25 protein-coding genes are annotated in these 21,588 nt (G+C 74.4%); 17 read left to right on the forward strand and 8 right to left on the reverse strand.

Annotation, left to right across the window (positions count from 1 at the left end; genetic code table 11):
* The first annotated feature begins 3 nt into the window (after nt 1-3).
* Genes ACYVKY_RS21410 through pcaC form a run of 3 tightly spaced genes read left to right on the forward strand, consistent with a single transcriptional unit; the run spans nt 4 to nt 2,065 of the window.
* Nucleotides 4-969: a lyase family protein gene (locus ACYVKY_RS21410; RefSeq protein WP_460437005.1), complete on the forward strand. Its 966-nt coding sequence runs from the start codon at nt 4-6 to the stop codon at nt 967-969.
* Complete coding sequence (locus ACYVKY_RS21415; RefSeq protein WP_460437006.1) at nt 966-1,688, forward strand: alpha/beta hydrolase; 723 nt, start codon at nt 966-968, stop codon at nt 1,686-1,688. Before ACYVKY_RS21410 ends, ACYVKY_RS21415 begins: the two co-directional genes overlap by 4 nt.
* On the forward strand, nt 1,685-2,065 hold the full coding sequence (gene pcaC, locus ACYVKY_RS21420) for a carboxymuconolactone decarboxylase family protein (RefSeq protein WP_460437007.1): 381 nt from the start codon (nt 1,685-1,687) through the stop codon (nt 2,063-2,065). Before ACYVKY_RS21415 ends, pcaC begins: the two co-directional genes overlap by 4 nt.
* Before the next feature lie 19 nt (nt 2,066-2,084).
* Here pcaC and ACYVKY_RS21425 read toward each other — a convergent pair whose 3' ends face one another.
* Both ACYVKY_RS21425 and ACYVKY_RS21430 read right to left on the reverse strand, forming a co-directional pair.
* Nucleotides 2,085-2,684: a nuclear transport factor 2 family protein gene (locus tag ACYVKY_RS21425; protein ID WP_460437008.1), complete on the reverse strand. Its 600-nt coding sequence runs from the start codon at nt 2,682-2,684 to the stop codon at nt 2,085-2,087.
* Complete coding sequence (locus tag ACYVKY_RS21430; protein ID WP_460437009.1) at nt 2,681-3,043, reverse strand: hypothetical protein; 363 nt, start codon at nt 3,041-3,043, stop codon at nt 2,681-2,683. The genes ACYVKY_RS21425 and ACYVKY_RS21430 overlap by 4 nt, the downstream gene beginning before the upstream one ends.
* 139 nt (nt 3,044-3,182) lie before the next feature.
* Between ACYVKY_RS21430 and ACYVKY_RS21435 the strand changes: the two genes are divergently transcribed.
* From ACYVKY_RS21435 to ACYVKY_RS21460, 6 genes are all read left to right on the forward strand, one after another.
* Nucleotides 3,183-3,743, forward strand: coding sequence for a carboxymuconolactone decarboxylase family protein (locus ACYVKY_RS21435; protein WP_460437010.1), 561 nt, complete (start codon nt 3,183-3,185; stop codon nt 3,741-3,743).
* A gap of 116 nt (nt 3,744-3,859) precedes the next feature.
* Nucleotides 3,860-4,837 carry a GGDEF domain-containing protein gene (locus ACYVKY_RS21440; protein ID WP_460437011.1) on the forward strand — a complete coding sequence of 326 codons (978 nt, stop codon included), beginning with the start codon at nt 3,860-3,862 and terminating at the stop codon, nt 4,835-4,837.
* Nucleotides 4,838-4,948: 111 nt separating this feature from the next.
* Nucleotides 4,949-5,746 carry a DUF4397 domain-containing protein gene (locus ACYVKY_RS21445; RefSeq protein ID WP_460437012.1) on the forward strand — a complete coding sequence of 266 codons (798 nt, stop codon included), beginning with the start codon at nt 4,949-4,951 and terminating at the stop codon, nt 5,744-5,746.
* A 33-nt stretch (nt 5,747-5,779) separates the two neighbouring features.
* Nucleotides 5,780-6,514: a class F sortase gene (locus ACYVKY_RS21450; RefSeq protein WP_460437013.1), complete on the forward strand. Its 735-nt coding sequence runs from the start codon at nt 5,780-5,782 to the stop codon at nt 6,512-6,514.
* The gene (locus ACYVKY_RS21455; RefSeq protein WP_460437014.1) at nt 6,511-7,140 is read left to right on the forward strand and encodes an RNA polymerase sigma factor; all 630 of its coding nucleotides are present in this window, start codon (nt 6,511-6,513) and stop codon (nt 7,138-7,140) included. The genes ACYVKY_RS21450 and ACYVKY_RS21455 overlap by 4 nt, the downstream gene beginning before the upstream one ends.
* A complete protein-coding gene (locus ACYVKY_RS21460; protein WP_460437015.1) occupies nt 7,127-7,828 on the forward strand; it encodes an anti-sigma factor domain-containing protein in 702 nt (233 codons plus the stop codon). The genes ACYVKY_RS21455 and ACYVKY_RS21460 overlap by 14 nt, the downstream gene beginning before the upstream one ends.
* A 16-nt stretch (nt 7,829-7,844) precedes the next feature.
* Here ACYVKY_RS21460 and ACYVKY_RS21465 read toward each other — a convergent pair whose 3' ends face one another.
* The gene (locus ACYVKY_RS21465) at nt 7,845-9,488 is read right to left on the reverse strand and encodes an ABC-F family ATP-binding cassette domain-containing protein (protein ID WP_460437016.1); all 1,644 of its coding nucleotides are present in this window, start codon (nt 9,486-9,488) and stop codon (nt 7,845-7,847) included.
* A 110-nt stretch (nt 9,489-9,598) separates the two neighbouring features.
* On the opposite strand from ACYVKY_RS21465, the gene ACYVKY_RS21470 reads away from it, so the two are divergent.
* The 3 genes from ACYVKY_RS21470 to ACYVKY_RS21480 all read left to right on the forward strand — a co-directional run bounded on the left by ACYVKY_RS21470 (nt 9,599) and on the right by ACYVKY_RS21480 (nt 11,488).
* Nucleotides 9,599-9,775 carry a hypothetical protein gene (locus ACYVKY_RS21470; RefSeq protein ID WP_460437017.1) on the forward strand — a complete coding sequence of 59 codons (177 nt, stop codon included), beginning with the start codon at nt 9,599-9,601 and terminating at the stop codon, nt 9,773-9,775.
* Nucleotides 9,776-9,872: 97 nt separating this feature from the next.
* On the forward strand, nt 9,873-10,190 hold the full coding sequence (locus ACYVKY_RS21475) for a TraR/DksA family transcriptional regulator (protein WP_460437018.1): 318 nt from the start codon (nt 9,873-9,875) through the stop codon (nt 10,188-10,190).
* A 26-nt stretch (nt 10,191-10,216) separates the two neighbouring features.
* Nucleotides 10,217-11,488, forward strand: a complete 1,272-nt coding sequence (locus ACYVKY_RS21480; RefSeq protein WP_460437019.1) for an NAD(P)/FAD-dependent oxidoreductase — start codon at nt 10,217-10,219, stop codon at nt 11,486-11,488.
* Between the two features lie 107 nt (nt 11,489-11,595).
* On the opposite strand, the gene ACYVKY_RS21485 is transcribed toward ACYVKY_RS21480, so the two are convergent.
* Genes ACYVKY_RS21485 through ACYVKY_RS21495 form a run of 3 tightly spaced genes read right to left on the reverse strand, consistent with a single transcriptional unit; the run spans nt 11,596 to nt 14,958 of the window.
* Complete coding sequence (locus ACYVKY_RS21485; RefSeq protein WP_460437020.1) at nt 11,596-11,928, reverse strand: hypothetical protein; 333 nt, start codon at nt 11,926-11,928, stop codon at nt 11,596-11,598.
* Nucleotides 11,925-13,457 carry an FAD-binding oxidoreductase gene (locus ACYVKY_RS21490; protein WP_460437021.1) on the reverse strand — a complete coding sequence of 511 codons (1,533 nt, stop codon included), beginning with the start codon at nt 13,455-13,457 and terminating at the stop codon, nt 11,925-11,927. The genes ACYVKY_RS21485 and ACYVKY_RS21490 overlap by 4 nt, the downstream gene beginning before the upstream one ends.
* Before the next feature lies 1 nt (nt 13,458).
* Nucleotides 13,459-14,958, reverse strand: a complete 1,500-nt coding sequence (locus tag ACYVKY_RS21495; RefSeq protein ID WP_460437022.1) for a (Fe-S)-binding protein — start codon at nt 14,956-14,958, stop codon at nt 13,459-13,461.
* A gap of 139 nt (nt 14,959-15,097) precedes the next feature.
* On the opposite strand from ACYVKY_RS21495, the gene ACYVKY_RS21500 reads away from it, so the two are divergent.
* From ACYVKY_RS21500 to ACYVKY_RS21515, 4 genes are all read left to right on the forward strand, one after another.
* Nucleotides 15,098-15,868, forward strand: a complete 771-nt coding sequence (locus ACYVKY_RS21500) for a FadR/GntR family transcriptional regulator (RefSeq protein WP_460437023.1) — start codon at nt 15,098-15,100, stop codon at nt 15,866-15,868.
* The gene (locus ACYVKY_RS21505) at nt 15,865-16,563 is read left to right on the forward strand and encodes a cache domain-containing protein (RefSeq protein ID WP_460437024.1); all 699 of its coding nucleotides are present in this window, start codon (nt 15,865-15,867) and stop codon (nt 16,561-16,563) included. The genes ACYVKY_RS21500 and ACYVKY_RS21505 overlap by 4 nt, the downstream gene beginning before the upstream one ends.
* Nucleotides 16,564-16,687: 124 nt before the next feature.
* Nucleotides 16,688-18,217 (forward strand): APC family permease, encoded by a 1,530-nt coding sequence (locus tag ACYVKY_RS21510; RefSeq protein ID WP_460437025.1) that lies wholly within the window; start codon nt 16,688-16,690, stop codon nt 18,215-18,217.
* A complete protein-coding gene (locus ACYVKY_RS21515; RefSeq protein ID WP_460437026.1) occupies nt 18,214-19,260 on the forward strand; it encodes an LLM class oxidoreductase in 1,047 nt (348 codons plus the stop codon). The genes ACYVKY_RS21510 and ACYVKY_RS21515 overlap by 4 nt, the downstream gene beginning before the upstream one ends.
* Before the next feature lie 7 nt (nt 19,261-19,267).
* Here ACYVKY_RS21515 and ACYVKY_RS21520 read toward each other — a convergent pair whose 3' ends face one another.
* A complete protein-coding gene (locus ACYVKY_RS21520; RefSeq protein WP_460437027.1) occupies nt 19,268-20,119 on the reverse strand; it encodes a helix-turn-helix transcriptional regulator in 852 nt (283 codons plus the stop codon).
* A 140-nt stretch (nt 20,120-20,259) separates the two neighbouring features.
* Here ACYVKY_RS21520 and ACYVKY_RS21525 point away from each other — a divergent pair, with 140 nt between their 5' ends.
* Entirely contained in the window at nt 20,260-21,204 is a 945-nt protein-coding gene (locus tag ACYVKY_RS21525; protein WP_460437028.1) for an SDR family oxidoreductase, read from the forward strand.
* Here ACYVKY_RS21525 and ACYVKY_RS21530 read toward each other — a convergent pair.
* Entirely contained in the window at nt 21,191-21,583 is a 393-nt protein-coding gene (locus tag ACYVKY_RS21530) for an ester cyclase (RefSeq protein WP_460437029.1), read from the reverse strand. The genes ACYVKY_RS21525 and ACYVKY_RS21530 overlap by 14 nt on opposite strands.
* Nucleotides 21,584-21,588: the final 5 nt, after the last annotated feature.

Here is a 21,588-nt window from a genome sequence, read left to right on the forward strand (position 1 = left end):
GTCGTGGCCTCCCCGTACTGGCCCGGCGACGAGCGCGCCGGGGACCTGTTCACCGCCGCCGCCCTCGTGGGGGCGATGGTGGCCGTCGAGTCCGCCTGGGCCGGCGTCGACCTGGTGCTCCCCGACGTCGCGCTGGACGCCGAGGACGGGGGGAACCCGGTCGTGCCGCTCGTCGACGCGCTGCGCGCCGCCAACCCGGGGGTGGTCGGGCTGCACCACGGGCTGACGAGCCAGGACGTGCTGGACACCGCCCTGGTGCTGCTGCTGCGCGAGGCCGTGCGCTCGGTGCGCACGCACCTGGTCGGCGCCGTCGCGGCGGTGGACCGGCTGGTGGAGGCGCACGGTGGCACGGCCATGACGGGACGGACGCTGACGCAGTGGGCGCTCCCGATCACGTTCGGGCACAAGGCCGGTGCGTGGCGTGCGGCCCTCGAGGCCGCGGACGGGGGCCTGGCCGGCCTGCGGTTCCCGGCGCAGTCCGGCGGTCCGGTCGGCACGGGCCGCGCCGGCGACCTGGCGGCGAGGCTCGGGCTCGACGACGCGCCGTCGTGGCACACCGTGCGGTTCCCGGTCACCCGCGCGGGGGACGCGCTGGTCGAGGTCACCGACGCCTGCGGACGGGTGGCGCGCGACGTGCTCGAGCTGTCGCGCCCCGAGGTCGGCGAGCTCTCCGAGGCGGTCGGGGGACGCTCGTCGTCCATGCCGCACAAGGCGAACCCGGTGCTGTCGGTGCTGGTGCGGCGCGCGGCGCTGACGACGCCGCAGCTCGCGGCGACCCTGCACCTGGCCGCGGCGGAGCAGGTCGACGAGCGCGCCGACGGCGCGTGGCACGCCGAGTGGGACACCCTGCGGCTGCTGGCACGTCGCACCGCCGTCGCGGCGTCGCAGACCGCGGAGCTGCTCGCCGGCCTGCGGGTGCACCCCGACCGGATGGCGGAGCACCTCGCCGCGGCGGAGCGGACCCGGTGACCACGCTCGTGCTCGGGCCGTCGCTGGGCACCTCGGCGGCGACGTGCTGGGGACCCGTCCTGCCGCTGCTGCCGGAGGACGTCGACGTCGTGGCGTACGACCTGCCCGGCCACGGCACCGACGCGGGCACGGTGGTGACCGACCTGTCGGCGAGCGAGCTCGCCCGCCGGGTGCTCGACGGCGTCGACGGACCGTTCGTCTACGCCGGCGTCTCCGTCGGCGGTGCCGTCGGGCTGCAGCTGCTGCTGGACGCACCCGACCGCGTGCGGGGGGCCGTGCTCTGCTGCACCGGTGCGCGTATCGGCGACGCCCGGACGTGGGACGAGCGCGTCGCGCAGGTGCGGGCGGGTGGCACGGGGTCGCTGGTGGCCGCGACGGCTGGACGGTGGTTCGCACCCGGTGCGCTCCAGCGCGACCCCGTCGGCACGGCGGCCCTGCTGGACGCGTTGCGCGCCACCGACGACGACGGCTACGTCGCCGTCTGCGGCCTGCTGCGCTCGTTCGACGTCCGGGAGCGGCTGGGGGAGATCACCGCACCGGTCGTCGCGGTCGCGGGTGCGCACGACCGCGTCTGCCCGCCCGAGTCGCTGGAGGAGATCGCGCTCGGTGTGCGCGACGGCCGGCTCGTGGTGCTCGACGACGTCGCGCACCAGGCCCCGGTGGAGGCACCGCAGGCGGTGGCGGGGCTGCTGCGGCAGCTGCTGGAGGAGGCAGCGTGAGCAGGTACGACGACGGCATGCGGGTGCGCCGGCAGGTGCTCGGTGACGAGCACGTCGACCGCGCCACGGCGGCGGCGACGGGACCGGACGTCGACTTCCAGCGCTTTGTCACCGAGACCGCCTGGGGGAGCGTGTGGACCCGGCCGGGACTGGACCACCGCACCCGGTCGCTCGTCACGATCACGGCACTGGTCGCGGGCGGGCACCACGACGAGCTCGTGCTGCACCTGCGCGCCGCCCGCCGGCTCGGGGTCCCGGACGCCGAGGTGGCCGAGGTGCTGCTGCAGACCGCGGTCTACTGCGGCGTGCCGGCGGCGAACACGGCGTTCCGGCTGGCCCGCGAGGTGTGGGCCGAGCCGGCGCCCGAGACCCCCTGAGCCCTGGGGGTGCGGGTGCTCACCGCGGGCGTCCGCCGAGACCGAGGGCGGACCGCCGTGCCAGCACCGGGTCGGCGGCGTCGCGGGTGCCGACCACCCAGCCCTCGCCCGGCTGCGGCGCGTCCGCCGGCACGTCCTGCATCCCCACCTTGTCGTGGACGACCGCCCGGCGGGCGATGAGCCACGCCCCGTCGCGGCGCTCGAACTCGTCGAGGTAGCGCGCGAACGCGAGCATGTCGGTGTCGCCGCCTGCTCCGCGGTCGCGGCCGCCGGCCATGGCGGCGACGACCTCGCGTCCCTCGGGCGTGGCGGCGGAGTAGCGCTGCGCCGCGATGCAGTACGTCTCGACGAGTGCGTGGTCGTCGTCGACGAACTCGATCGTCATGTTGGTGCACAGGTGCATCGACATCGAGATCGTGCGGTGCCGCTGCTGGATCCACGCGACCAGGCCGTCGACACCGCCCTCGTACTGGCCGTGGCTGTCGGTGGCGTCGGGGTGGAACGCGCTGCGCACCAGGTCGACGTCGCGCCGGTCGACGCCGCGGCACCACCGCAGCATCGTGTCGTTGATCGCGGCGCGGTCGGCGAGCCGCTGCGGCGAGTAGTCGCCGGTCGTCACGGGAGCTCCTCGGTCCCGACGTCGAACGACGCGAGCACCTCGTAGTGGTGCTGCTCGCGCGGGCGCGTGACACCGAGCAGCTGCTCGATCGCGACGCTGTTGGTCACGTGCTGGTCGCTCACCTCGGCGGCCAGCATCGTCTCGCGGTCCGGCCAGACCGTGAACGAGTAGAGCACCGACCGGTCCTGCGGCAGGAGGAAGGCGAGCGCCCGGATGCCGTCACGGCTGCGGGCGCGCGGGATCACCTCGGTGCGCAGGAGCTCGGTCAGCTCGGTGACCTGCTCGTCGGTGGGCGGTGTGTCGAGGTGTCGCGTGGTGGTGATGAGGTGCACGTCGCTCCCAGGGTCGTGGACGGTCACGCGCGGTCATCCGTATACAACCAGAACGGCTCGAGCAGATGGAATGATCAGGGAGAGGGGTTTTCACGCAACGCCAACTCATGTTTGTATGCCGAAGGTGCTGACATCGACGTCGGCGACACCGCTGGAGGAGGCCACCGTGCTCGTCCGACCCGTCGCTCCCGAGGACCTGACGCCGGCGCTGCGCGAGCAGTGGGAGCCGGCCTCACCCGGGGGCCGCACCTTCGTCGAGGTGATGGCCCAGGCACCCGACCACGCCGAGCGGCTGTTCGCGTACTACAACGCGATCCGGTACGGGACGGTGCTCGGGCACCGGACGTGCGAGCTGCTGCGGCTCGCGATCGCGCGGACCACGAGGTGCCCGAACTGCCTGGCCGGACGCTCTGCGGCGGCGTTCGAGGAGGGCCTGACCGAGACCGAGGCCGTCGGGGTCTCGGAGGGCAGGACGGCCGGTCTCGACGAGCGCGACCGCGCGATCGTGGAGTTCGCGTACGCGTTCGGGAGCGACCACTTCTCGATCGGGCAGCCGCACCTGGACGCGCTCCACGCCCACCTCGACGAGCGCGGCGTGGTGGAGGTGGCGATGCTCTGCGCCCAGTTCCTCGGCTTCGGCCGGGTCGCGATGGTGCTGCAGCTGGAGGACCCCGTGTGCGTCCTGCCCGGGGCGTCCCTCGCGGCCGAGGCCGACGCCGCGCGCTGACCGCGGGTCGGACGCCGGCGTCCAGCACGTGGACCGGTCGTCGCTCGGGCTTGGGTCCGGGCCCGTTCGTGCCGACACACCGAGGGACAGGAGAGTCGACCGGCAGGAGACGTCGCGTGCGGAGCGGGAAGCGGGCGGGCAGGAGCGAGGTGCTGGTGCTCGCCGCGGCCTGCGCCGGGGCGGGTCTGGTGACCCTCGGCACCGTCGTCGTCCCGTTCAGCGACACCGCCCCCACCGGGCTCGGTCTCGCGCTGGCCGCGCTCGCCCTGCTCATCGCGTCCGGCCTGGTGGTCGCCCGCCGGCGCCTGCCGGTCGCGGTGCTGCACGCCGTGGTCGGGATCGCCTCGACGGCGGTGACGGTGTGCGTCGCGACCTCGACGACGGCCGCAGGCCCCGGGGTGACGGCCTCCAGCTACTTCTGGGTCGCGCTCTACGCGGCCTTCTACTTCCGCCGCGCCGCGCTCGCGGTGCACCTGGGGCTGGTGGCGGCCGGGTTCGCCGCGGGGCTCGTGCTGAGCGACGCGCCGTCGGCGTTCCAGACCTGGTGGTTCGTCACGGTCGCGCTGGCGGCCGTCGCCGGCACGGTGCACGCGCTCGTGGAGCGCCTGCGCCGCTCGGCCACCCACGACCCGCTCACGGGCCTGCTGACCCGGGCCGCCTTCCGGCAGCGGGCCGAGGCCGAGATGAGCCGTGCGTCGCGACGGGGCGAGGCGCTGAGCCTCACCGTCATCGACCTCGACGACTTCAAGGCCGTCAACGACACCTTCGGCCACGCCCGCGGCGACGACCTGCTCACTGCGACCGCGCGGACCTGGGGCCGGGTCGTCCGGCCGTCCGACGTGCTCGGCCGCCAGGGCGGCGACGAGTTCGTCCTGCTGCTCCCGGCGACCACGGCCGTCGAGGCCGCCTCGGTCCTCGACCGGATGCGTGCGGCCGATCCGGAGGGACGCTGGAGCGCGGGCACCGCCGAGTGGGAGGGCGAGTCCTTCGACGAGTGGCTCGCCCACGCCGACCGGCGCCTGTACGTCGACAAGAGCCTGAGCCGGACGGCACGCGAGACCTCGCGGCGCGAGGAGATGCTCGGCCTGCGCTGACCGACGGTGCATCCGGACGGGCTGCATCCGGACGGCGGGATCGGGACGACATGGGGGACAGCGGTGGCCACCCCGGCCGCCGGGAACGTCCGTCCCCGAGGGAGTCCCAGCATGCAGACCACCCGCGTCCTCGCGACGCTCGCCACGACCGCGGCCGTCGGTGCGCTCGCCCTGCCCGCGTCCGCCTCCACCACGGGCAACGCCACCGTCTCGGTGCTGCACGCCGTGCCCGGCCTCACCGTCGACGTGTACGCGAACGGGGAGGAGCTGATCCCCGACTTCACCCCCGGCACGCTCACCGACCCGCTCCAGCTGCCCGCCGGCACCTACGACCTGGCGGTGTTCGAGGCCGGCGCCGACCCGGCGACGGCGACCCCCGCGATCGAGCTCGCCGACGCGACCGTGCCCGCCGGCGCGAACGTCACCGTCGTCGCCCACCTCGGCGAGACGGGTACCCCGACCCTGACGCCGTTCGTCAACGACGTGTCGGCCCTGGACGCCGGCAAGGCGCGCCTCACGGTGCGGCACACCGCCGCGGCGCCGGCGGTCGACGTCCGCGCCGGTGGCACGCCGGTCGTCGACGGGCTGACGAACCCGGACGAGGAGACCCTCGTGCTCGACGCGGGCACCGTGAGCGCCGACGTCGTCCTCGCGGGCACCAGCACGGTGGCGATCGGCCCGGCGGACCTGAACCTGGCCGAGGGCACCGCGACCTTCGTGTACGCCTGGGGGAGCGCCGAGGCCGGCAACCTGGCGCTCGCGGTGCAGACGATCGACGGGCTGCACTCGTCGCCGTCCGGCGTCCCGTCGGGTGAGGTCGCGCCGAACGCCTCGCTGCTCGCGGGTGCGGCCGCCCTCGGCCTGCTGCTCGTCGGCGGGGTCGCCGTCGCCCGTCGCCAGCGGGCCTGAGACCGAGTCGGACGCGCGCGGAGGACCAGGACGATGGAGCAGGCAGGCGCCGCAGGACGCCGCAGGGCAGCCGTGGGCGTCTGCCTGCTCCTCGCCGCGGTGGCGGCGGTGGCCGCCGTGGTCCTCTGGCCCGACGCACCAGCGCGTGACGCCGGACCGCCTGTGTCTGAGGTGCTCTCGTCGTCACCCACCTCGCCGGCGACGTCGTCCGCCGCCCCGACGATCTCGGCGTCCGCTCCGACCGGCCCGGGGCGCACCACGGCGACGGTGCCGGTCGTCCGGTCCGACCCGCCGGCGTCGCTGGCCGTCCCGTCGCTCGGGGTCGACGCCGAGGTCGTGGCGGTCGGCACCAGGGACGACGGCGCGATCGAGATCCCGCGGGACGGCGCGACGATCGGGTGGTACCGCTGGGGTCCGGAGGCCGGCGCCGCGCAGGGCAACACGGTGCTGTCCGGCCACGTCAGCACGCGAGCCGGTGGTCCCGGGGCGCTCGCGCCGCTCGCGGAGGTGCAGGTGGGCGACGCGCTGGAGGTCCGGACGGCGTCCGGTGCGCTGCTGCCGTACCGCGTGGTGAGCCTGGAGACCATCACCAAGTCGGTGCTGCCGGTCGACCGCATCTTCGCCCGGGACGGATCGCACCGCCTCGTGGTCGTCACCTGCGGTGGCCCCTTCCAGCCCGAGCTGGGCAGCTTCCGCGACAACGTCGTGGTCGTCGCCGAACCGGTCGATCCCGGGGCGAACGGCACCTCGACAGGACAGGCGCCGTGAGCGCCCCTACCGTCACCACCGTGGTGGCAGAGGAGGTGGCGGCCGTCTCCCCGGCCCCCGCGACCGACGACGGCGACCTCGTGAGGCGGTTCACCGCGGGCGACGCGGACGCCCTGCGTGAGGTCTACGACCGCTGGTCGGGTCTCGTGCACGGCGTCGCCGTGCGCCGCGTCGGACCGGACGACGCCCCGGACGTGACCCAGCAGGTGTTCGTGGCGGCCTGGCGCTCGCGCGACCGGCTGCGGTCGGACGGCTCGCTGCCGGCCTGGCTGATGGGCATCACCCGGCACAAGGTCGCCGACGCCCTCGCAGCCCGCGCGCGCCGCCGGATGGTGCTCGTCGACTCCGACCTCGACGCGGTGCCCGGCGCAGCGGCGCCACCCGCCCACGACGGCCTCGAGGACGAGGTCGCCGACCGCGTCGTGGCCCAGGGCTACCTGGCCGGGCTGCGCGACCCCCAGCTCACCGTGGTGCGCCTCGCGTTCTTCGAGGACCTCACCCACCAGCAGATCGCCGAGCGGCTCGGGATGCCGCTCGGCACCGTCAAGAGCCATCTGCGGCGCACGCTGATCCAGCTGCGCGCCGTCGTCGAGCAGGAGAGGAGCGAGCGTGGTGACGCACCCTGACCACGACGTGCTCCTCGACGCCGCGGTCGTCGCCGACCCCGAGGTCGAGCAGCACGCGCGTTCGTGCCCCGCGTGCCGGCTCGAGCTCGAGGAGCTGCGCGCCCTCGTCGCCACCGCGCGCGACACCTCGGTCGCGCCCGTCACGCCGCCGCCGCCGCAGGTCTGGGACGCGATCGCGGCCGAGCTCGACGCCGACCTCCCGGCCCGCCACCCCGAGCCTGCGGACCCGGCACCGGTCGTCGAGCTGCGTCCGGCCCGGTCACGGCGCTGGCCCGTCGCCGCAGCGGCCGCCGTCGTGCTCGCGGTGGGCACCGGAGCCCTCGGCTGGGCGCTCGGGTCGCGCCAGGACGGGGGCGCCGAGCTCGCCTCGACCGACCTGCTCGCCCTCGGGACGGACGCCGTCCACGGCTCGGCGCGGGTGAGCGAGGTCGGCGACCGGCGCGTGCTCGAGGTCACCACCGACGGCGTCGCCCAGCCCGACGAGGGCTTCCTCGAGGTCTGGCTGCTCGACGAGACCGCCTCGCGCCTGGTGCCGCTGGGCGTCCTGGACGAGAGCCGCGGGACGTTCGCGCTGCCGAGCGACCTCGACCTGGCGGAGTTCCCGGTCGTCGACATCTCCGACGAGCCGCTCGACGGCGACCCCGCGCACTCCGGCGACAGCCTGGTGCGCGGCACCCTCGGGAGCTGATCGACCCTCCGCCGGTTCACACCTCCCGGACGGTGCCGCCCTCGACGTGCCAGCGGCGGGTGAGCTCGACCGCCTCGAGCAGGCGCCGGTCGTGCGAGACGAGCAGCAGCGTCCCCGTGTAGGCGGCCAGCGCCTGCTCGAGCTGCTCGATGGCCGGCAGGTCGAGGTGATTGGTGGGCTCGTCGAGGACGAGCACGTTGACGCCGCGTCCCTGCAGCAGGGCGAGGGCCGCGCGGGTGCGCTCACCGGGGGACAGCGACCCGACCGGACGGGTCACGTGGTCGCCGCGCAGGCCGAACTTCGCCAGCAGCGTGCGCACCTCGGCGGTCGGCAGGTCGGGCACCTCGGCCTCGAAGGCGTCGGCGAGCGGACGCGCGGGGTCACCAGCCAGCACCGTGCGCGCCTGGTCGACCTCGCCGAGCGCCAGCGAGGCTCCCTGGGCGGACGCACCGGCGTCGAGCTGCTCGCGCCCGAGCAGCGTCCGCAGCAGGGTCGTCTTGCCGGCGCCGTTCGGCCCCGTGACGCCGATGCGGTCGCCGGCGTCGACCTGCAGGCTCACCGGCCCGAGGGTGAAGCCGCCTCGCCGCACGACGGCCTCGCGCAGCGTGGCGACGACCGAGCTCGAGCGCGGCGCCTCGCCGATGGTCAGCTGCAGCCGCCACTCCTTGCGCGGCTCCTCGACCTCGACGAGGCGGGCGATGCGCGACTCCATCTGCCGCACCTTGCGCGCCTGCTTCTCGCTCGACTCCGTCTGCGCGGCCCGCCGGTTCTTGTCGTTGTCGGGGCTCTTGCGCATCGCGTTGCGGACACCCTGCGACGACCACTCCCGTTGCCGCCGAGCGCGTCCGACGAGGTCGGCGCGGGTGCTCGCGAACTCCTCGTAGTCCTCGCGCGCGTGCCGGCGACGCACCTCGCGCTCGTGCAGGTAGGCCTCGTAGCCGCCGTCGACGACCACGACGGCGTCCTGAGCGAGGTCGAGCTCCACCACGGTGGTGACGCACCGGCTGAGGAACTCGCGGTCGTGCGACACCAGGACGACGCCTCCGCGCAGCCCCTGCACGAACGCCTCGAGGCGCTCGAGGCCGTCCAGGTCGAGGTCGTTGGTGGGTTCGTCGAGCAACGCGACGTCGAACCGGCTCAGCAGCAGCGCCGCCAGCGCCACCCGCGCGGCCTGCCCGCCGGACAGGCCGGTCATGGGGGCGTCGGCGTCGAGCGGCAGGCCGAGGTCGGCCAGCGTCTGCGGCAGCCGGTCGTCGAGGTCGGTGGCACCCGAGGCCATCCAGCGGTCGAAGGCGGCGGCGTAGCGGTCGTCGGCGCCGGGCTCGCCCGACCCCAGGTGCTCCGCCGCCGACTCCATCTGCGCGGTCGCCTCGGCGACGCCGGTGCGACGCGCCACGTAGGCGGCGACGGTCTCGCCCGGCACGCGCTCGTGCTCCTGGGGGAGCAGGCCGACGAACGCGTCGGGCGGGGTGGTCGACACCGTGCCCGCCAGGGGCGCCTCGGCACCGGCGAGCAGGCGCAGCAGGGTGGACTTGCCCGCGCCGTTGGCCCCGACGACGCCGACGACGGCACCCGGCGCCACGGTGAGCGAGAGGTCGTGGAAGAGCGTGCGGTGGTCGTGCCCACCCGCGAGGTCCTTGGCCACCAGCGTCGCAGTCACGCCGCCGATCCTCGCGCACCGCGCGGACCCACGACGTGCCACCCCGTCCGGGGACCGGGAACCCGTTGCGGTGAAGTGGCTTTCCTGCCGAACGTTGCTATGGTCCGGGCATGCAGGCACGTCCGGCAGCCACGCCCTCGGCCCCGACCGAGCGCTGCCACCTGCCTGCGCACGTCCCGTCCGGCGCCGCGCTGCTCGCCATCGCGCTCAGCGAGCAGGCTCGCGGCATCACCGGACTCGACGTCCTGCGTCGCAGCGTCGACCGCGCTCCGCCCGTCCGGTCCTGAATCCCCACCACCCAGGTGACGCCGTCCGGCGTCACCTCCTCTCGCGTCGCCGCGCCGCTCCGGGTCGCCCGCGACGCGGTGTCGACAGGACCTGACCATGACCAGCACGCACGACCACTCCGGCGCGCCCACCCACCCGGCGGACGCCGGGGTGGACGACCAGCTGCGCCGTATCGAAGCCCGCCGGCAGCAGCAGCTCGACGAGATGACCGCGTCGGAGCTCGACCCCGTGGCGATCAGCCACCGTGAGTCCGTCCGGCGCATCCTGCAGGAGGTCCGCGCCGCTCGCCGCCGGTTCGCCGCCGGACTCTACGGGGCATGCACCCGGTGCGAGACGGCCATCCCCGCCCAGCGCCTGCAGCTGCGTCCGTGGGTCGCGACCTGCGTCCCCTGCGCCGCTCGCGACCGCCTCTGACCCCCGCGTCGACGAAGGACCGGACCATGCCTCGGCACGTCGCCGTCGTCGGAGCCGGGGTGGTCGGACTGTCGACCGCCTGGTTCCTCCAGGAGCACGGCCTGCACGTCACCGTCCACGACCGGGACCGCGTGGCCGCCGGCAGCTCGTGGGGGAACGCCGGCTGGCTCACCCCCGGGCTGACCGCCCCGCTGCCCGAGCCCGCCGTGCTGCGGTACGGGGTGCGGGCGGTCCTCAGCCCGTCGTCGCCCGTGTACGTCCCGCCGCGCGCCGATCCGTGGCTGCTGCGGTTCCTCGTGGGCTTCGCCCGGAGCAGCACCTCGCGCCGGTGGGGTCTCGGCATGCGCGCGTACGCGCCGTTGAACCGGCTCGCCCTGGCCGCGTTCGACGAGATGACCGGTGCGGACGTGGATGCGCGGACGTACCACGCGGACCCGTTCCTCGCCTGCTTCCGCACCCGCGACGAGGCATCGGCCCTGATCGAGGAGCTCGACCACGTCCGCGCCGCCGGCCAGGACGTCGAGTACGACCTGCTCCCCGGCGACCAGGCCCGGGCGGGCGAACCGGCGCTCTCCGCACGCGTCGGGTACGCCGTGCGGCTGCACGGCCAGCGCTATCTCCATCCTCCGCACTTCCTGGCCGCGCTCGCGGCGGCGGTGCGCTCACGAGGTGGACAGGTCGCCGAGGGCTCGACCGTGACCGACGTCGTCCCGGTCGCGGGTGGGGTCCAGGTGACGTTCGCGGAGACCGGTGGTCCCGTCGTGTCGGCAGGCACCGAGCGGTACGACGCGATCGTGCTCGCTCACGGCGCCTGGCTGGGCGGCCTGGCACGGAGGTTCGGTGTGCGGCAACCGGTTCAGGCCGGGCGTGGCTACTCCTTCAGCGTGGCGACCGAGCACGTCCCCGCCGGTCCGGTCTACTTCCCGACCCAGCGGGTGGCGTGCACGCCGCTGCGGACGGCGACAGGCACCCGGCTGCGCGTCGCCGGGATGATGGAGTTCCGCCCGCCCGACGCGCCGCTGGACCGACGCCGGGTCGCCGCGATCGTCGACGCCACGCGCCCGCTGCTCCGGGGCGCGGACCTCGACCACCGCCAGGACGAGTGGGTCGGCTCGCGGCCGTGCACCGCCGACGGCCTGCCGCTGGTGGGAGCCACCAGCGCCTCTGGCGTGTTCGTCGCGGGGGGTCACGGCATGTGGGGGGTCGCCCTCGGGCCGCTCACCGGACGCCTGCTGGCGCAGCAGGTCGCGACGGGGACCGCCCCACCCGAGCTGGTACCGCTGGACCCGTTGCGATGACGCGCCGCAACCCGTCCCGGGCGGCCACCCGGCAGCCCTGCGGCTCGCGGTCGCGCCCGTGGTGCCCGTCGTCGCCGGCTGGGCGGTGACGGCGTCCGGACGGTGACTCAGCCGGCGTCCGCCGGCGCGGGACCGGGCGCGGCGGGTTCGGCCTCGACCTCCGCCAGAAGCGCCGAGCCGGTGACGACCCGCTCGGCGAAGTGCCGGTGCATCCAGTCGAGGTGGTCGTGCCGGCTGCGCATGATCCGCAGCGTGTCCCAGTTCGGGAACGTCTGCTGCAGCACGTGCGTCTGCATCAGCCGCGGGTCGACCTCGTACACGTGCTCGAAGGTCGTCTGCGCCACCTCGCTCACCCGCTGCGGCTCGGGCGGGCTGTGCTGGTCGGCGTACCGGTACGGCGCGGTCGCGGCCGGTCCGGCCGGCTGGTCCCCGGTGCTCATCGTCCCTCCTCGTACGCCCGGTCGAGCAGGTACTTGCCCGGGTTCATGATGTTGTTCGGGTCGAGCGCGCGCTTGACGTCGAGCATGACGTCGAAGCCGCGCCCGAGCTCCTGCGGCAGCAGGTCGACCTCGCCCTCGCGGCACGAGCCGTGGCAGGCGCTCATCGACCCGCCGTGGGCCAGTGCGACGGCGGCGATCTCGCGCTTGGCCTGGACCCAGGCCGCCCAGGCGTCGTCGTCGAGCCGCTGCTCCCAGATGCCGACGTCGATCTCGGTGAGGTAGTCGACGCCGGTGTCGGCCGAGGTGTAGGCGAACATCCCCCAGTCGTCGAACACGTCGGTCTTCCGGCGCAGGTCGGCGACGATCTCGTGCCACGCCCTCGAGACGGCCGGTACCGCGGTGAAGTTCACGGCGGCGTCCTCGCAGTGCCACGACATCGGGATGACCTGGCCGTCCTTGGTGCGGCCGTGCAGCGGCGTCGCGTACCGGTCGTGCCGGGCGGCCCAGTCGCCCTCGGAGATCTCGTCGCCGAGGTACCGGGCGCCGTGCTCCCTGGCGATCCGGAACAGCCGCTTCCCGCCGGCCCGCACCTCGTCCTCGTAGCCGTACATGACGGCGCACACCAGCGCCCGGACGTCGGCGGGCTGCGGGATGTACGCCTCGTCGTCGCGGCGCAGGTAGGCGACCTTGTGCTCGTCGAACAGCACGGCGCCGGCGAAGGTGGCGACGCCGGCGCGGGCGAGGGCGCCGGTGCACGCGTGGGCGGCGTCGTAGTCGTCGAAGGCCCAGAACGGCGAGAGCTCGGCCTCGGGCTTCGGGTACAGCTTGAGCGTCGCCCTCGTGGCGATCCCCAGCGTGCCCTGGTGCCCCATGAACAGGTGCTTGAGCGAGTAGCCGCTGGACGACTTGCTGATCTTGCGGCCGATGCCGTCGCCGACGTGCAGCACCTCGCCGCTCGGCAGCACGTGGTCGAAGCTCAGCACCAGGTCGCGCGAGTGCCCGTACCGCGCGCCGATGAGCGACCAGCCGCTCGTCCCGATCCGACCACCGACCAGCGAGCACGGATACGACGCCGGGTCGTCGGGGTAGAACAGCCCGTGCTGCGCCAGCCGCTCGTTCAGCTTGAGCATGTTGATGCCGGTGCCGACGGTGACCGTGCGGTTCTCGAGGTCGAGCTCGTGGATCTGGTTCATCCGCTTGACGTCGACGACGATCCCGCGGTGGTGGGGCACCGCGCCGTCGGTCAGCCCGGTGCCGCCGTCGCGGGGCACGACCGGGATGCGCAGGTCGTTGGCGATCCGCACCACGGCCGCCACCTGCTCGGTCGAGGTCGGCAGCACCACGACGTCCGGCACCCGCTCGCCCCAGCGGTGCACCGGGAACGGTGCGGGCACCCGCGCGCGGTTCCAGCGGTCGGTCTTGCCGAGCAGGATCTGCTCCTCGGCCAGGTGGGGTCGCAGCGCGGCGACCAGCGTGGCCAGCCGGTCCTCGCTCAACGGCGCGGTGGTGAAGGGCTCGGTGATCGTCACGTCAGTGGCCTCCGCAACCGCAGCCGCCGGCGCCGCTCCCGCAGCCCCCACCACCGCCGCAACCGCCTCCGCCGCAACCGGTCCCGCGCGTGCGGCGGGCACGGCCGGCCACGCCGGTGCGCTCCTGCGCCAGCCGCCGGTCACCCACGTCGCCCCGCGACCCGCCGACCTCGATGCCGAGCGACTGCGCGAACAGCTCGTGCAGGTCGACCACGTCGATGTCCTCGGCGTCGCCCGCCTCCGACAACGGCCGCTCCGACCACGGGCAGGCGCTCACCAGGGTGTCGACGTCGAGCTCGGCCGCGCGCTCGAGCCGCATCGCGCTGATCCTCGCCGTCAGCTCCGGCTTCTCCACCGGGAGCCCGCCGCCACCGCCCGAGCAGTACGACCACTGGGTCACCCGGTCGACGTCCTCGAACCGCAGGCCGGGGATCGCGCGGAGCAGCTCGCGCGGCTCCTCCCAGACGCCCTTGCGCTTGTTGAGCCGACACGGGTCGTGGTACGTGATCGCCCGGTCCACAGGCGTGCTCGGCACCAGCCGCCCCTCGCGCAGCAGCTGGGCGAAGACCTCGACGACGAGCACGACCTCGAGGTCGAACTCCTCCCCGAAGTACCTCGGGTAGTCCTCGGTGAAGCTGATGTAGTCGTGCGGGTCGAGCACGAGGACGCGCTTGGTGCCCGTCGCCCGCCAGTCGTCGAGGTTGTGCCGGGCGAACCGCTGCGCCTGCTCGGCGTAGCCCATCTCGGCGGCCGGTCCGCCGCAGCACCACTGCTCGCGCATCAGCCCGAACTCGTAGCCGGCCAGCTGCAGCACCTGCGCCACCGCGCGCGGCACCGAGGTGCGGTAGAACGCCGCCTCGCAGTCGACGAACAGCACGGTCTCACCGCCGATCGGGAGGTCGAGACCGTCGGACCAGTCGCGCACGCGCTCCTGGCTGACCGGTGTCTCGCCGAGCACCGGCTCGTGGGTGCGCAGGTCGGTGCGCTCGTTCCAGCTCCTCCACTCCGGCTGGTGGACGCCGCTCTCGACGGCCAGCGTCCGGACCGCCTTGACGACGTCGACCGTCCGCGTCCGGAACCGGTAGAAGTCGCCGGTGAACAGCGTGTTGGGGCAGCGCAGCTCGCACGCCCCGCACTGGGTGCAGTTGACGTAGTCCGCTGCGACGTCGGCGATCTCGAGCTCGCCGCGCTCCATCGCCACGACGTTGGCGTGGAACGCGGTCGGCGTCCACGACTCGTTGCGCGTGACCTGGGTGACCGGGCACACCTCGCGGCAGAACTTGTGGCCGGACGAGAAGCAGTTGTACGAGGCGTTGCGCCACTGCTCGACGAACTCGGCCGTCCTGGCGTCCTGCACGGGCGGCGGCACCGGGCCGGCCAGCGTCTCGGGGAACCCGGCCACCTCCGGCGGGTTCGACGGTGCGCCGGGGGTGAACGGCTCGGACAGGGCGTCGACCCGGGGGCTCGCCCCCGGGGCCGGTGCGGGGTCGACCTGCGTCACGGGTCCTCCTCGGTCCAGGGGCGAACGTGCGGTCACGCTAACCGGGAAAACCTCTGGACTCAATGGTTAAGCGTCGGGATCTGTCGGTGCCACACTGGGGCACCGGTTCCGAGGCGGTGCCGGTCCCGGGGAGGCTCTGGTGCAGCTGCTGAGCGGTGACGCGCGACGCGCCGTCTTCGCGCCCCTCGACGACGGCGCCCTGCGCAGCGAGGCCGTCGTGCGACGGGTCGGCAGCGCGATCGCCCTGGGCCTGCTCGGTGACGGCGAGCAGCTGCCGGCCGAGGCCGAGCTGGCCACGATGCTGAACGTCTCGACGATGACGCTGCGCGACGCGCTGGCCGAGCTGCGCGGGTTCGGCCTGGTCGAGACGCGCCGCGGTCGTGGCGGCGGCAGCTTCGTGCGGGCGCGCGACGACGTGCTGGCCGAGCTGGCCGAGGTGCGCCTGTCCGAGCTGGGCACCACCGACCTGCGCGAGCTGGGCGACACCCACGCCGCCGTGGCCGCCGCGGCCGCCCGGCTGGCGGCCGCCCGCGCCTCCCGCACCGAGATCGCCCGGCTGCGCGACATCGTCGACCGGCTCGCGCTGGCCGGCTCGGTGCCTGACCAGCGGCGGGCCGAGGGGCGGTACTACATCGAGCTGGCCGCGTGCGCGCAGTCGGTGCGGCTGACCATGCAGGAGATGGACCTGCACCTCGAGCTGGGCCAGCTGCCGTGGCCACCGGCCCACGCCCCGGGCCTGCTCGCGCAGATGGTCGCCGACCACCACGCGGTGGTCGAGGCGATCGACGCCCGCGACCCCGACCGCGCCCGCACCCTCACCGAGCAGCACATCGATCGCCGCACGCACTGGTCGATCGAGCTGCGCCTGCGGCTGCCGGCCGGCGCCGACGACCACCGGGAGGTCTCGTGACCGACGCCGCGCACGTCGGGGCCGCCGTCGCCGCGGTGGTCGAGCGGGTGTTCGCCACCGTCGCCGCGGTCCGCGCCTCGATCCTGCGGCCGGAGGTGCACGACGACCTCGCCGCCGACCGCACCGTGCTCGGTCCGGAGGTGCGCGACCTGCTGCTCGACCGCGAGCAGCTGGCGGTGGGCCTCGGCCTGGTGGTGGCACCGCGCGCCGGCCGGCCGCTGCGGCTGGAGTGGTGGCAGCTCGACCCGGACGGCAGCCGGCTGCGCGCGCTGGAGCCCGACCTGCGACCCACCAGCATGGGCTACTACGACTACACGGCGACCGCCTGGTTCGACGTCCCGCGCCGCACCGGGCAGCGGCACGTCGTCGGGCCCTACGTCGACGTGCACGGCACCGGCCGGTACCTGCTCACGCTGACCGAACCGGTCGTCGTCGACGGCGAGTTCGTCGGGGTCGCGGGCGCCGACGTCCCCGTGCGCCGGTTCGAGGCGCACCTGCTCCAGGTGCTCGGTCGTGCGCCCGGCGGCTTCGTGCTGCTGAACGACGAGGACCGGGTGGTCCTGTCGACGGCACCGCACCTGCTGGTGGGCGAGCTGGTGGCGCCGCGCGACCTGCAGGGGGCACGCGGCGAGCCCGTCGGCGGCACCCCGTGGCGGCTCGTGCCGGTGCCGGCGCGCAGCGTCCTGCCCGCCTGAGGCGGTCACCCCGACGGCTCTTGTCGTCTGACCTCTGCATCTATAGGTTTTGCGCACGCTGTGGTCCGGGTCACGTCGGCACCCCGCCGGACGCCCGTCGACCACGCACGTGAGGAGGCGCGCGGTGACGACGTCCGGGCGGCACGGCGGGGCGACCGACGACGAGGCGCAGCTCGCCGCGCTCGGGTACTCCGGTCAGTTCCACCGGGGCATGGGCCTGTGGGCCAACATGGCGCTCGGATTCACGTACCTGTCGCCCCTGGTCGGCGTGTACTCGTTGTTCGCCTACAGCCTGAGCATCGGTGGGCCACCGTCGATCTGGTGGATCGTCATCGTCGGCGCCGGCCAGCTCCTGGTCGCCCTGGTGTTCGGCGAGGTGGTGTCGCAGTACCCGCTCGCCGGCGGCATCTACCCCTGGACGCGGCGGCTGTGGAACCGCCGGTACGCGTGGCTCGTCTCGTGGATCTACATCTGGGCCGTCATCGTGACGATCACGGCGGTCGCCGAGTTCGGTGCCGGGTTCCTCGCGGCCCTGGTCGGCATCGAGGCGACCGGGCCGGTCGTGCTGCTCGCCACGGTCGTGCTGCTCGTGGTGGCGTTCGCGGCCAACTACAGCGGCACCCGCGCGCTGTCGCGCATCGCCCGGATCGGCCTGGCCGCCGAGCTGATCGGCGTCATCGCCCTCGGGCTGTACCTCCTGCTGTTCCGGCGCGAGCAGCCGTTCTCGGTCTTCTTCGACCCGCTCGGTGCGGGTGGCGCGGACGGGTACGCCGGTGCGTTCCTCGCCGCCTCGCTGTCCGGGCTGTTCCTGTTCTACGGCTTCGAGGCCTGCGGCGACGTCGCCGAGGAGGTGTCCGACCCCGCCCGCCAGATCCCCCGGGCGATGATCCTGACCGTCGTGGTGGGCGGCGTGTCCGGTCTGCTGTCGTACGCGGGCTACGTGCTCGCGGCGCCCGACCTCCCGGCGATCATGTCGGGGGAGGAGCCCGACCCGATCACCGCGATCCTCGAGAGCTCGCTCGGCACAGCCGGTTCCAAGGTGTTCCTGGTCGTGATCATCACGGCGTTCCTGTCCTGCGTGCTGTCGCTGCAGGCCGCCGGGAGCCGCCTGCTCTACGCGTTCGCGCGCGACCGGATGCTGCCGGCCAGCGACTGGCTGGCCCACGTGTCGCAGCGGCACGCGGTGCCCACCAACGCGCTGCTGGTGGTGTGCGTCGTGCCCGCCGTCATCGCGGTCCTCGTGTTCCTCGAGGAGGGCGTGCTCGCCCGGGTCACGGCCTTCGCCGTCCTCGGCATCTACGTGTCCTTCCAGGCCGTGGTGCTGGCCGCGCTGCGCCAGCGCCTGCGCGGGTGGCGCCCGGCGGGCCGGTGGAACCTGGGCCCCGCCGGTCCGGTCGTCAACGTGCTCGCGCTGGCCTACGGCCTGTTCGCGATCGTCCTGCTGCTCAAGCCCCCGCCGGGCACCGAGACCTTCCTCGACCGCTGGATCGTCGCCATCGGTCTGGCCGTGGTCGCCGGCAGCGGACTGCTCTACCTGCTGGTCGCCCGACCCGACCGGCACTCGTCGCACATCCCGGAGGGTGACGCGGTCGAGGTCGCCCAGCAGCTCCACGAGCTCCGCCGAGACGCCGTCCACGAGAAGGAGATCCGATGAGGTTCAGCTACGCGATGCTGCCCGACTACTCGCTCGAGGAGTGCCTGGCGGCGATCCGCCTGGCCGACGAGCTGGGCTACTACGCGGTGTACGCCGCCGACGAGACCTGGCACAAGGACCTGTGGCTGCTGTTCGCGGCGGCAGCGGCCCAGACGAAGCGGATCCGGATGGGGCCGAGCGTGTCGGCGGTGACGCTGCGCGAGCCGACCCTGATCGCGCAGGCGGCGGCCACGCTCGACGAGCTCACCGGTGGACGTGCCGAGGTGGTGCTGTCGAGCGGCAACTTCGGCCTGCTGTCGCAGTACAAGATCGACTGGACGAAGACCAAGCCGCTCTCACGCGTCATCGAGGGGGTCAAGGTCATCCGCACGTTCCTCGACGACGGCGCCATCACCATGGACGGCGAGTTCTTCCGGTACGAGGGGCTGTTCACCTTCGCCCGCCCGGTGCAGGAGCGGGTGCCGGTGAAGATGGGCGCGATGCGCGGGCCGCGGTCGTTCGTGGCGTCGGCGGAGCACTCCGACGGCTGCCACCACGCGCTGAGCTACACCCGCGAGGCGTACGAGTACGCCGCCGAGCACCTGCGGGCCGGTGCGGAGAAGGCCGGCAAGGACTGGACGACGCTGGACTTCGGCGCCTGGGTCGTGCTCGCCGTCGGTCGCGACTCGGCCGCCGCCAAGGACGCCGCGCGCAGCATGGTGGGCATCTACGCGTCGTCGATGCCGGCCGAGCAGCTCGAGCGCAACGGCGTGCACCCCGACGAGCTGAAGCCGATCATCGAGGCGATCGGCGCCGGCGACCTGGCCAGGGGCATCGAGCTCACCACGCCGGAGATCGCCGAGAAGCTGTCGTTCGCGGGGACGCCCGAGGAGGTCGTGGCCAAGGTGAAGGAGATCGAGCCCGCGGGCGTGAACCACCTGATCGCGGCGATCACCGACGCCTCGATCGTGAAGACCTTCACCGGGCGCGAGATCCCCGGCGTGGGTTCGGTGAACGAGCAGCTGCAGCTGATCCACGACGAGGTGATGCCGGCCTTCGCCTGACCGCGGGTCAGCCGGTGGTCGTCCCGACGACCTCGAGCAGGCGCAGCCGCTCGGCGCTCGGCGAGCCGGGGACGGCGGTGTACACGAGCAGCGAGTGCGCCTGCTCGGGATCGTGCAGCACCTGGCAGGTGAGCTCGAGCAGCCCGACCTCCGGGTGCAGGTAGCGCTTGGTCTCGCGCGGGCGCACGCCCACCTCGTGCCGCGACCAGACCTCGCGGAACTCCTCGCTGCCCGTTAGCAGCAGGTCGGCGAGCCGTGCCGCCCGCGACCCCGGGCCGCGGCGCGCCAGCACCTCGCGCAGCCCGGACGCGTAGAGGCGCGAGTAGAACTCGTGGTCCTCGGGCGGGTGCAGCCCCCGTGCGCCCGGGTCGGCGAACCAGCGGTAGCCGATGCTGCGCGACGGGCCGGTGCGCAGCGACGCGTCGCCGACCAGGGCGACGCCGAGGGGGGTCTGGCGCAGCGTCTCGCCGAGCTCGGTGACGACCTCGGCGGGGGTGTCGGCGAGCCGGTCGAGCACCCGGAGCACGCCGGGGCTGACGTGGTCGCCGCCGGCACCGCGAGCCGGTGGCGGGTGCCCCGCGAGCCGGAACAGGTGGTCGCGCTCGTCGCGCGACAGGTGCAGGCCCTGCGCGATCGAGGCCACCATCTGCTCGGACGGCTGCGGCCCCCGCTCGCGCTCGAGCCGCGCGTAGTAGTCGACGGACATGTGGCACAGCGCCGCGACCTCCTCGCGCCGCAGCCCGCCGGTGCGACGGCGCGCACCCCGGGGAAGGCCGACGTCCTCGGGCTGGAGGGCCTCGCGCCGCCCCCGCAGGAAGTGCGCCAGGGCGGGCCGGTCGACAGGTGGTCGTGGGCTCACGCCCCCATCCTCGCGGGAGGCGGTCCGCGGAACCACGGATCGTCAGGCCGTGGCTACGACCCGGGTCGGCGGGAGACGGTGGGCACGGCGCCCCGGACCGGGGACGCCGCGTCACCGATCCCAGACCCCAGGAGAACCGCATGCCGCGCCAGCAGCCCGACCTCGACGTCCCCGACCTGACCGGACGCCGTGCCGTCGTGACCGGTGGGAGCGACGGCATCGGTCTCGGCATCGCCACGCGGCTCGCCGGCGCCGGTGCCGAGGTGGTGCTGCCGGTACGCGACACCGCCAAGGGAGCGGCGGCCGCGGCCCGCATCCGCGAGCGGCACCGCGACGCGCAGGTGGTGCTGGAGGAGCTCGACCTGGCCTCGCTCGCGTCGGTCGCCGCCCTGGGCGAGCGGCTGCGCGCCGACGGCGCCCCGGTGCACCTGCTCGTCAACAACGCCGGCGTGATGACCCCGCCCCAGCGCCGCACCACCGCCGACGGGTTCGAGCTGCAGCTCGGCACGAACCACCTCGGCCACGTGGCGCTGACGGCCCACCTGCTGCCGCTGCTGCGGGCGGGGTCGGCGCGCGTGGTGAGCCAGACCAGCGTCGCCGCCCGGCGCGGGCGGGTGCAGTGGGACGACCTCGGCTGGGAGCGCCGCTACGACGCGATGGCGGCCTACCGCCAGTCCAAGCTCGCCTGCGGGCTGTTCGGCGCCGAGCTCGCCCGCCGCAGCCGCGCCGCCGGGTGGGGCGTCACCAGCACGGTGTCGCACCCCGGGGTGGCGCCGACCAACCTGCTGCGCGCCCAGCCGGGCATGGGTCGCCCACGGGACACGCTGAGCGCCCGCGTGATCCGCCGGTTCTCCCGGTGGGGCGTGCTGGTCGGCACGCTCGACAGCGCGCCGCTGCCGGCCGTGCTGGCCGCGACGGCGCCGGTCGGCGACGGGGAGGACCCGGCGTTCTTCGGACCGCAGTGGCCCGGCAACGCGGGTGGTCCGCCCGGGCGGCAGGCGCCGTGGCCGACGCTGCGCGACCGCGACGCGGCCGCGCGGCTGTGGACGGTGTCGGAGGAGCTCGCCGGCGTCAGCTTCGGCTGACCTGCCGCCGCACGGCCGCCAGGTCGACCACCGACCGCACCCTCGTGATGCGGCCGTCGGTGAAGCGGTAGAACGCGTGCTCGGCGAACTGCACCCGGCGTCCGGCCGTCGCCAGACCGCGGAAGTCGGCGACCGGCGTGCAGTCGAACCAGAGCCGGGCGGCGACATCGGTGCCCTGCACGACGAGCTCCTGCAGGTCGTACCGCAGGTCCGGGATCAGCCGCACGTCCTCCTCGAGCAGCGCCCGGTAACCGGCCCGCGTCATCGGCCGGTCGTCGTGGACGATCTCGTCCGCGACGAACCGGTCGAGGTCGTCGAGCTGGCGGGCGTCGAGCACCGCGAGGTAGTCGCGGTAGTGCTGCCCGAGGTCGGTGGTCACGGCCG

This window comes from Angustibacter speluncae (assembly GCF_054777815.1).

Excerpts from the sequence above, each read along its gene's own strand:
- ACYVKY_RS21525 (WP_460437028.1), top strand. The coding sequence starts at position 20,260 with ATGCCGCGCCAGCAGCCCGACCTCGACGTCCCCGACCTGACCGGACGC.
- ACYVKY_RS21450 (WP_460437013.1), top strand. The coding sequence starts at position 5,780 with ATGGAGCAGGCAGGCGCCGCAGGACGCCGCAGGGCAGCCGTGGGCGTC.
- ACYVKY_RS21515 (WP_460437026.1), top strand. The coding sequence starts at position 18,214 with ATGAGGTTCAGCTACGCGATGCTGCCCGACTACTCGCTCGAGGAGTGC.
- ACYVKY_RS21470 (WP_460437017.1), top strand. The coding sequence starts at position 9,599 with ATGCAGGCACGTCCGGCAGCCACGCCCTCGGCCCCGACCGAGCGCTGC.
- ACYVKY_RS21445 (WP_460437012.1), top strand. The coding sequence starts at position 4,949 with ATGCAGACCACCCGCGTCCTCGCGACGCTCGCCACGACCGCGGCCGTC.
- ACYVKY_RS21485 (WP_460437020.1), bottom strand. The coding sequence starts at position 11,928 with ATGAGCACCGGGGACCAGCCGGCCGGACCGGCCGCGACCGCGCCGTAC.
- ACYVKY_RS21480 (WP_460437019.1), top strand. The coding sequence starts at position 10,217 with ATGCCTCGGCACGTCGCCGTCGTCGGAGCCGGGGTGGTCGGACTGTCG.
- ACYVKY_RS21475 (WP_460437018.1), top strand. The coding sequence starts at position 9,873 with ATGACCAGCACGCACGACCACTCCGGCGCGCCCACCCACCCGGCGGAC.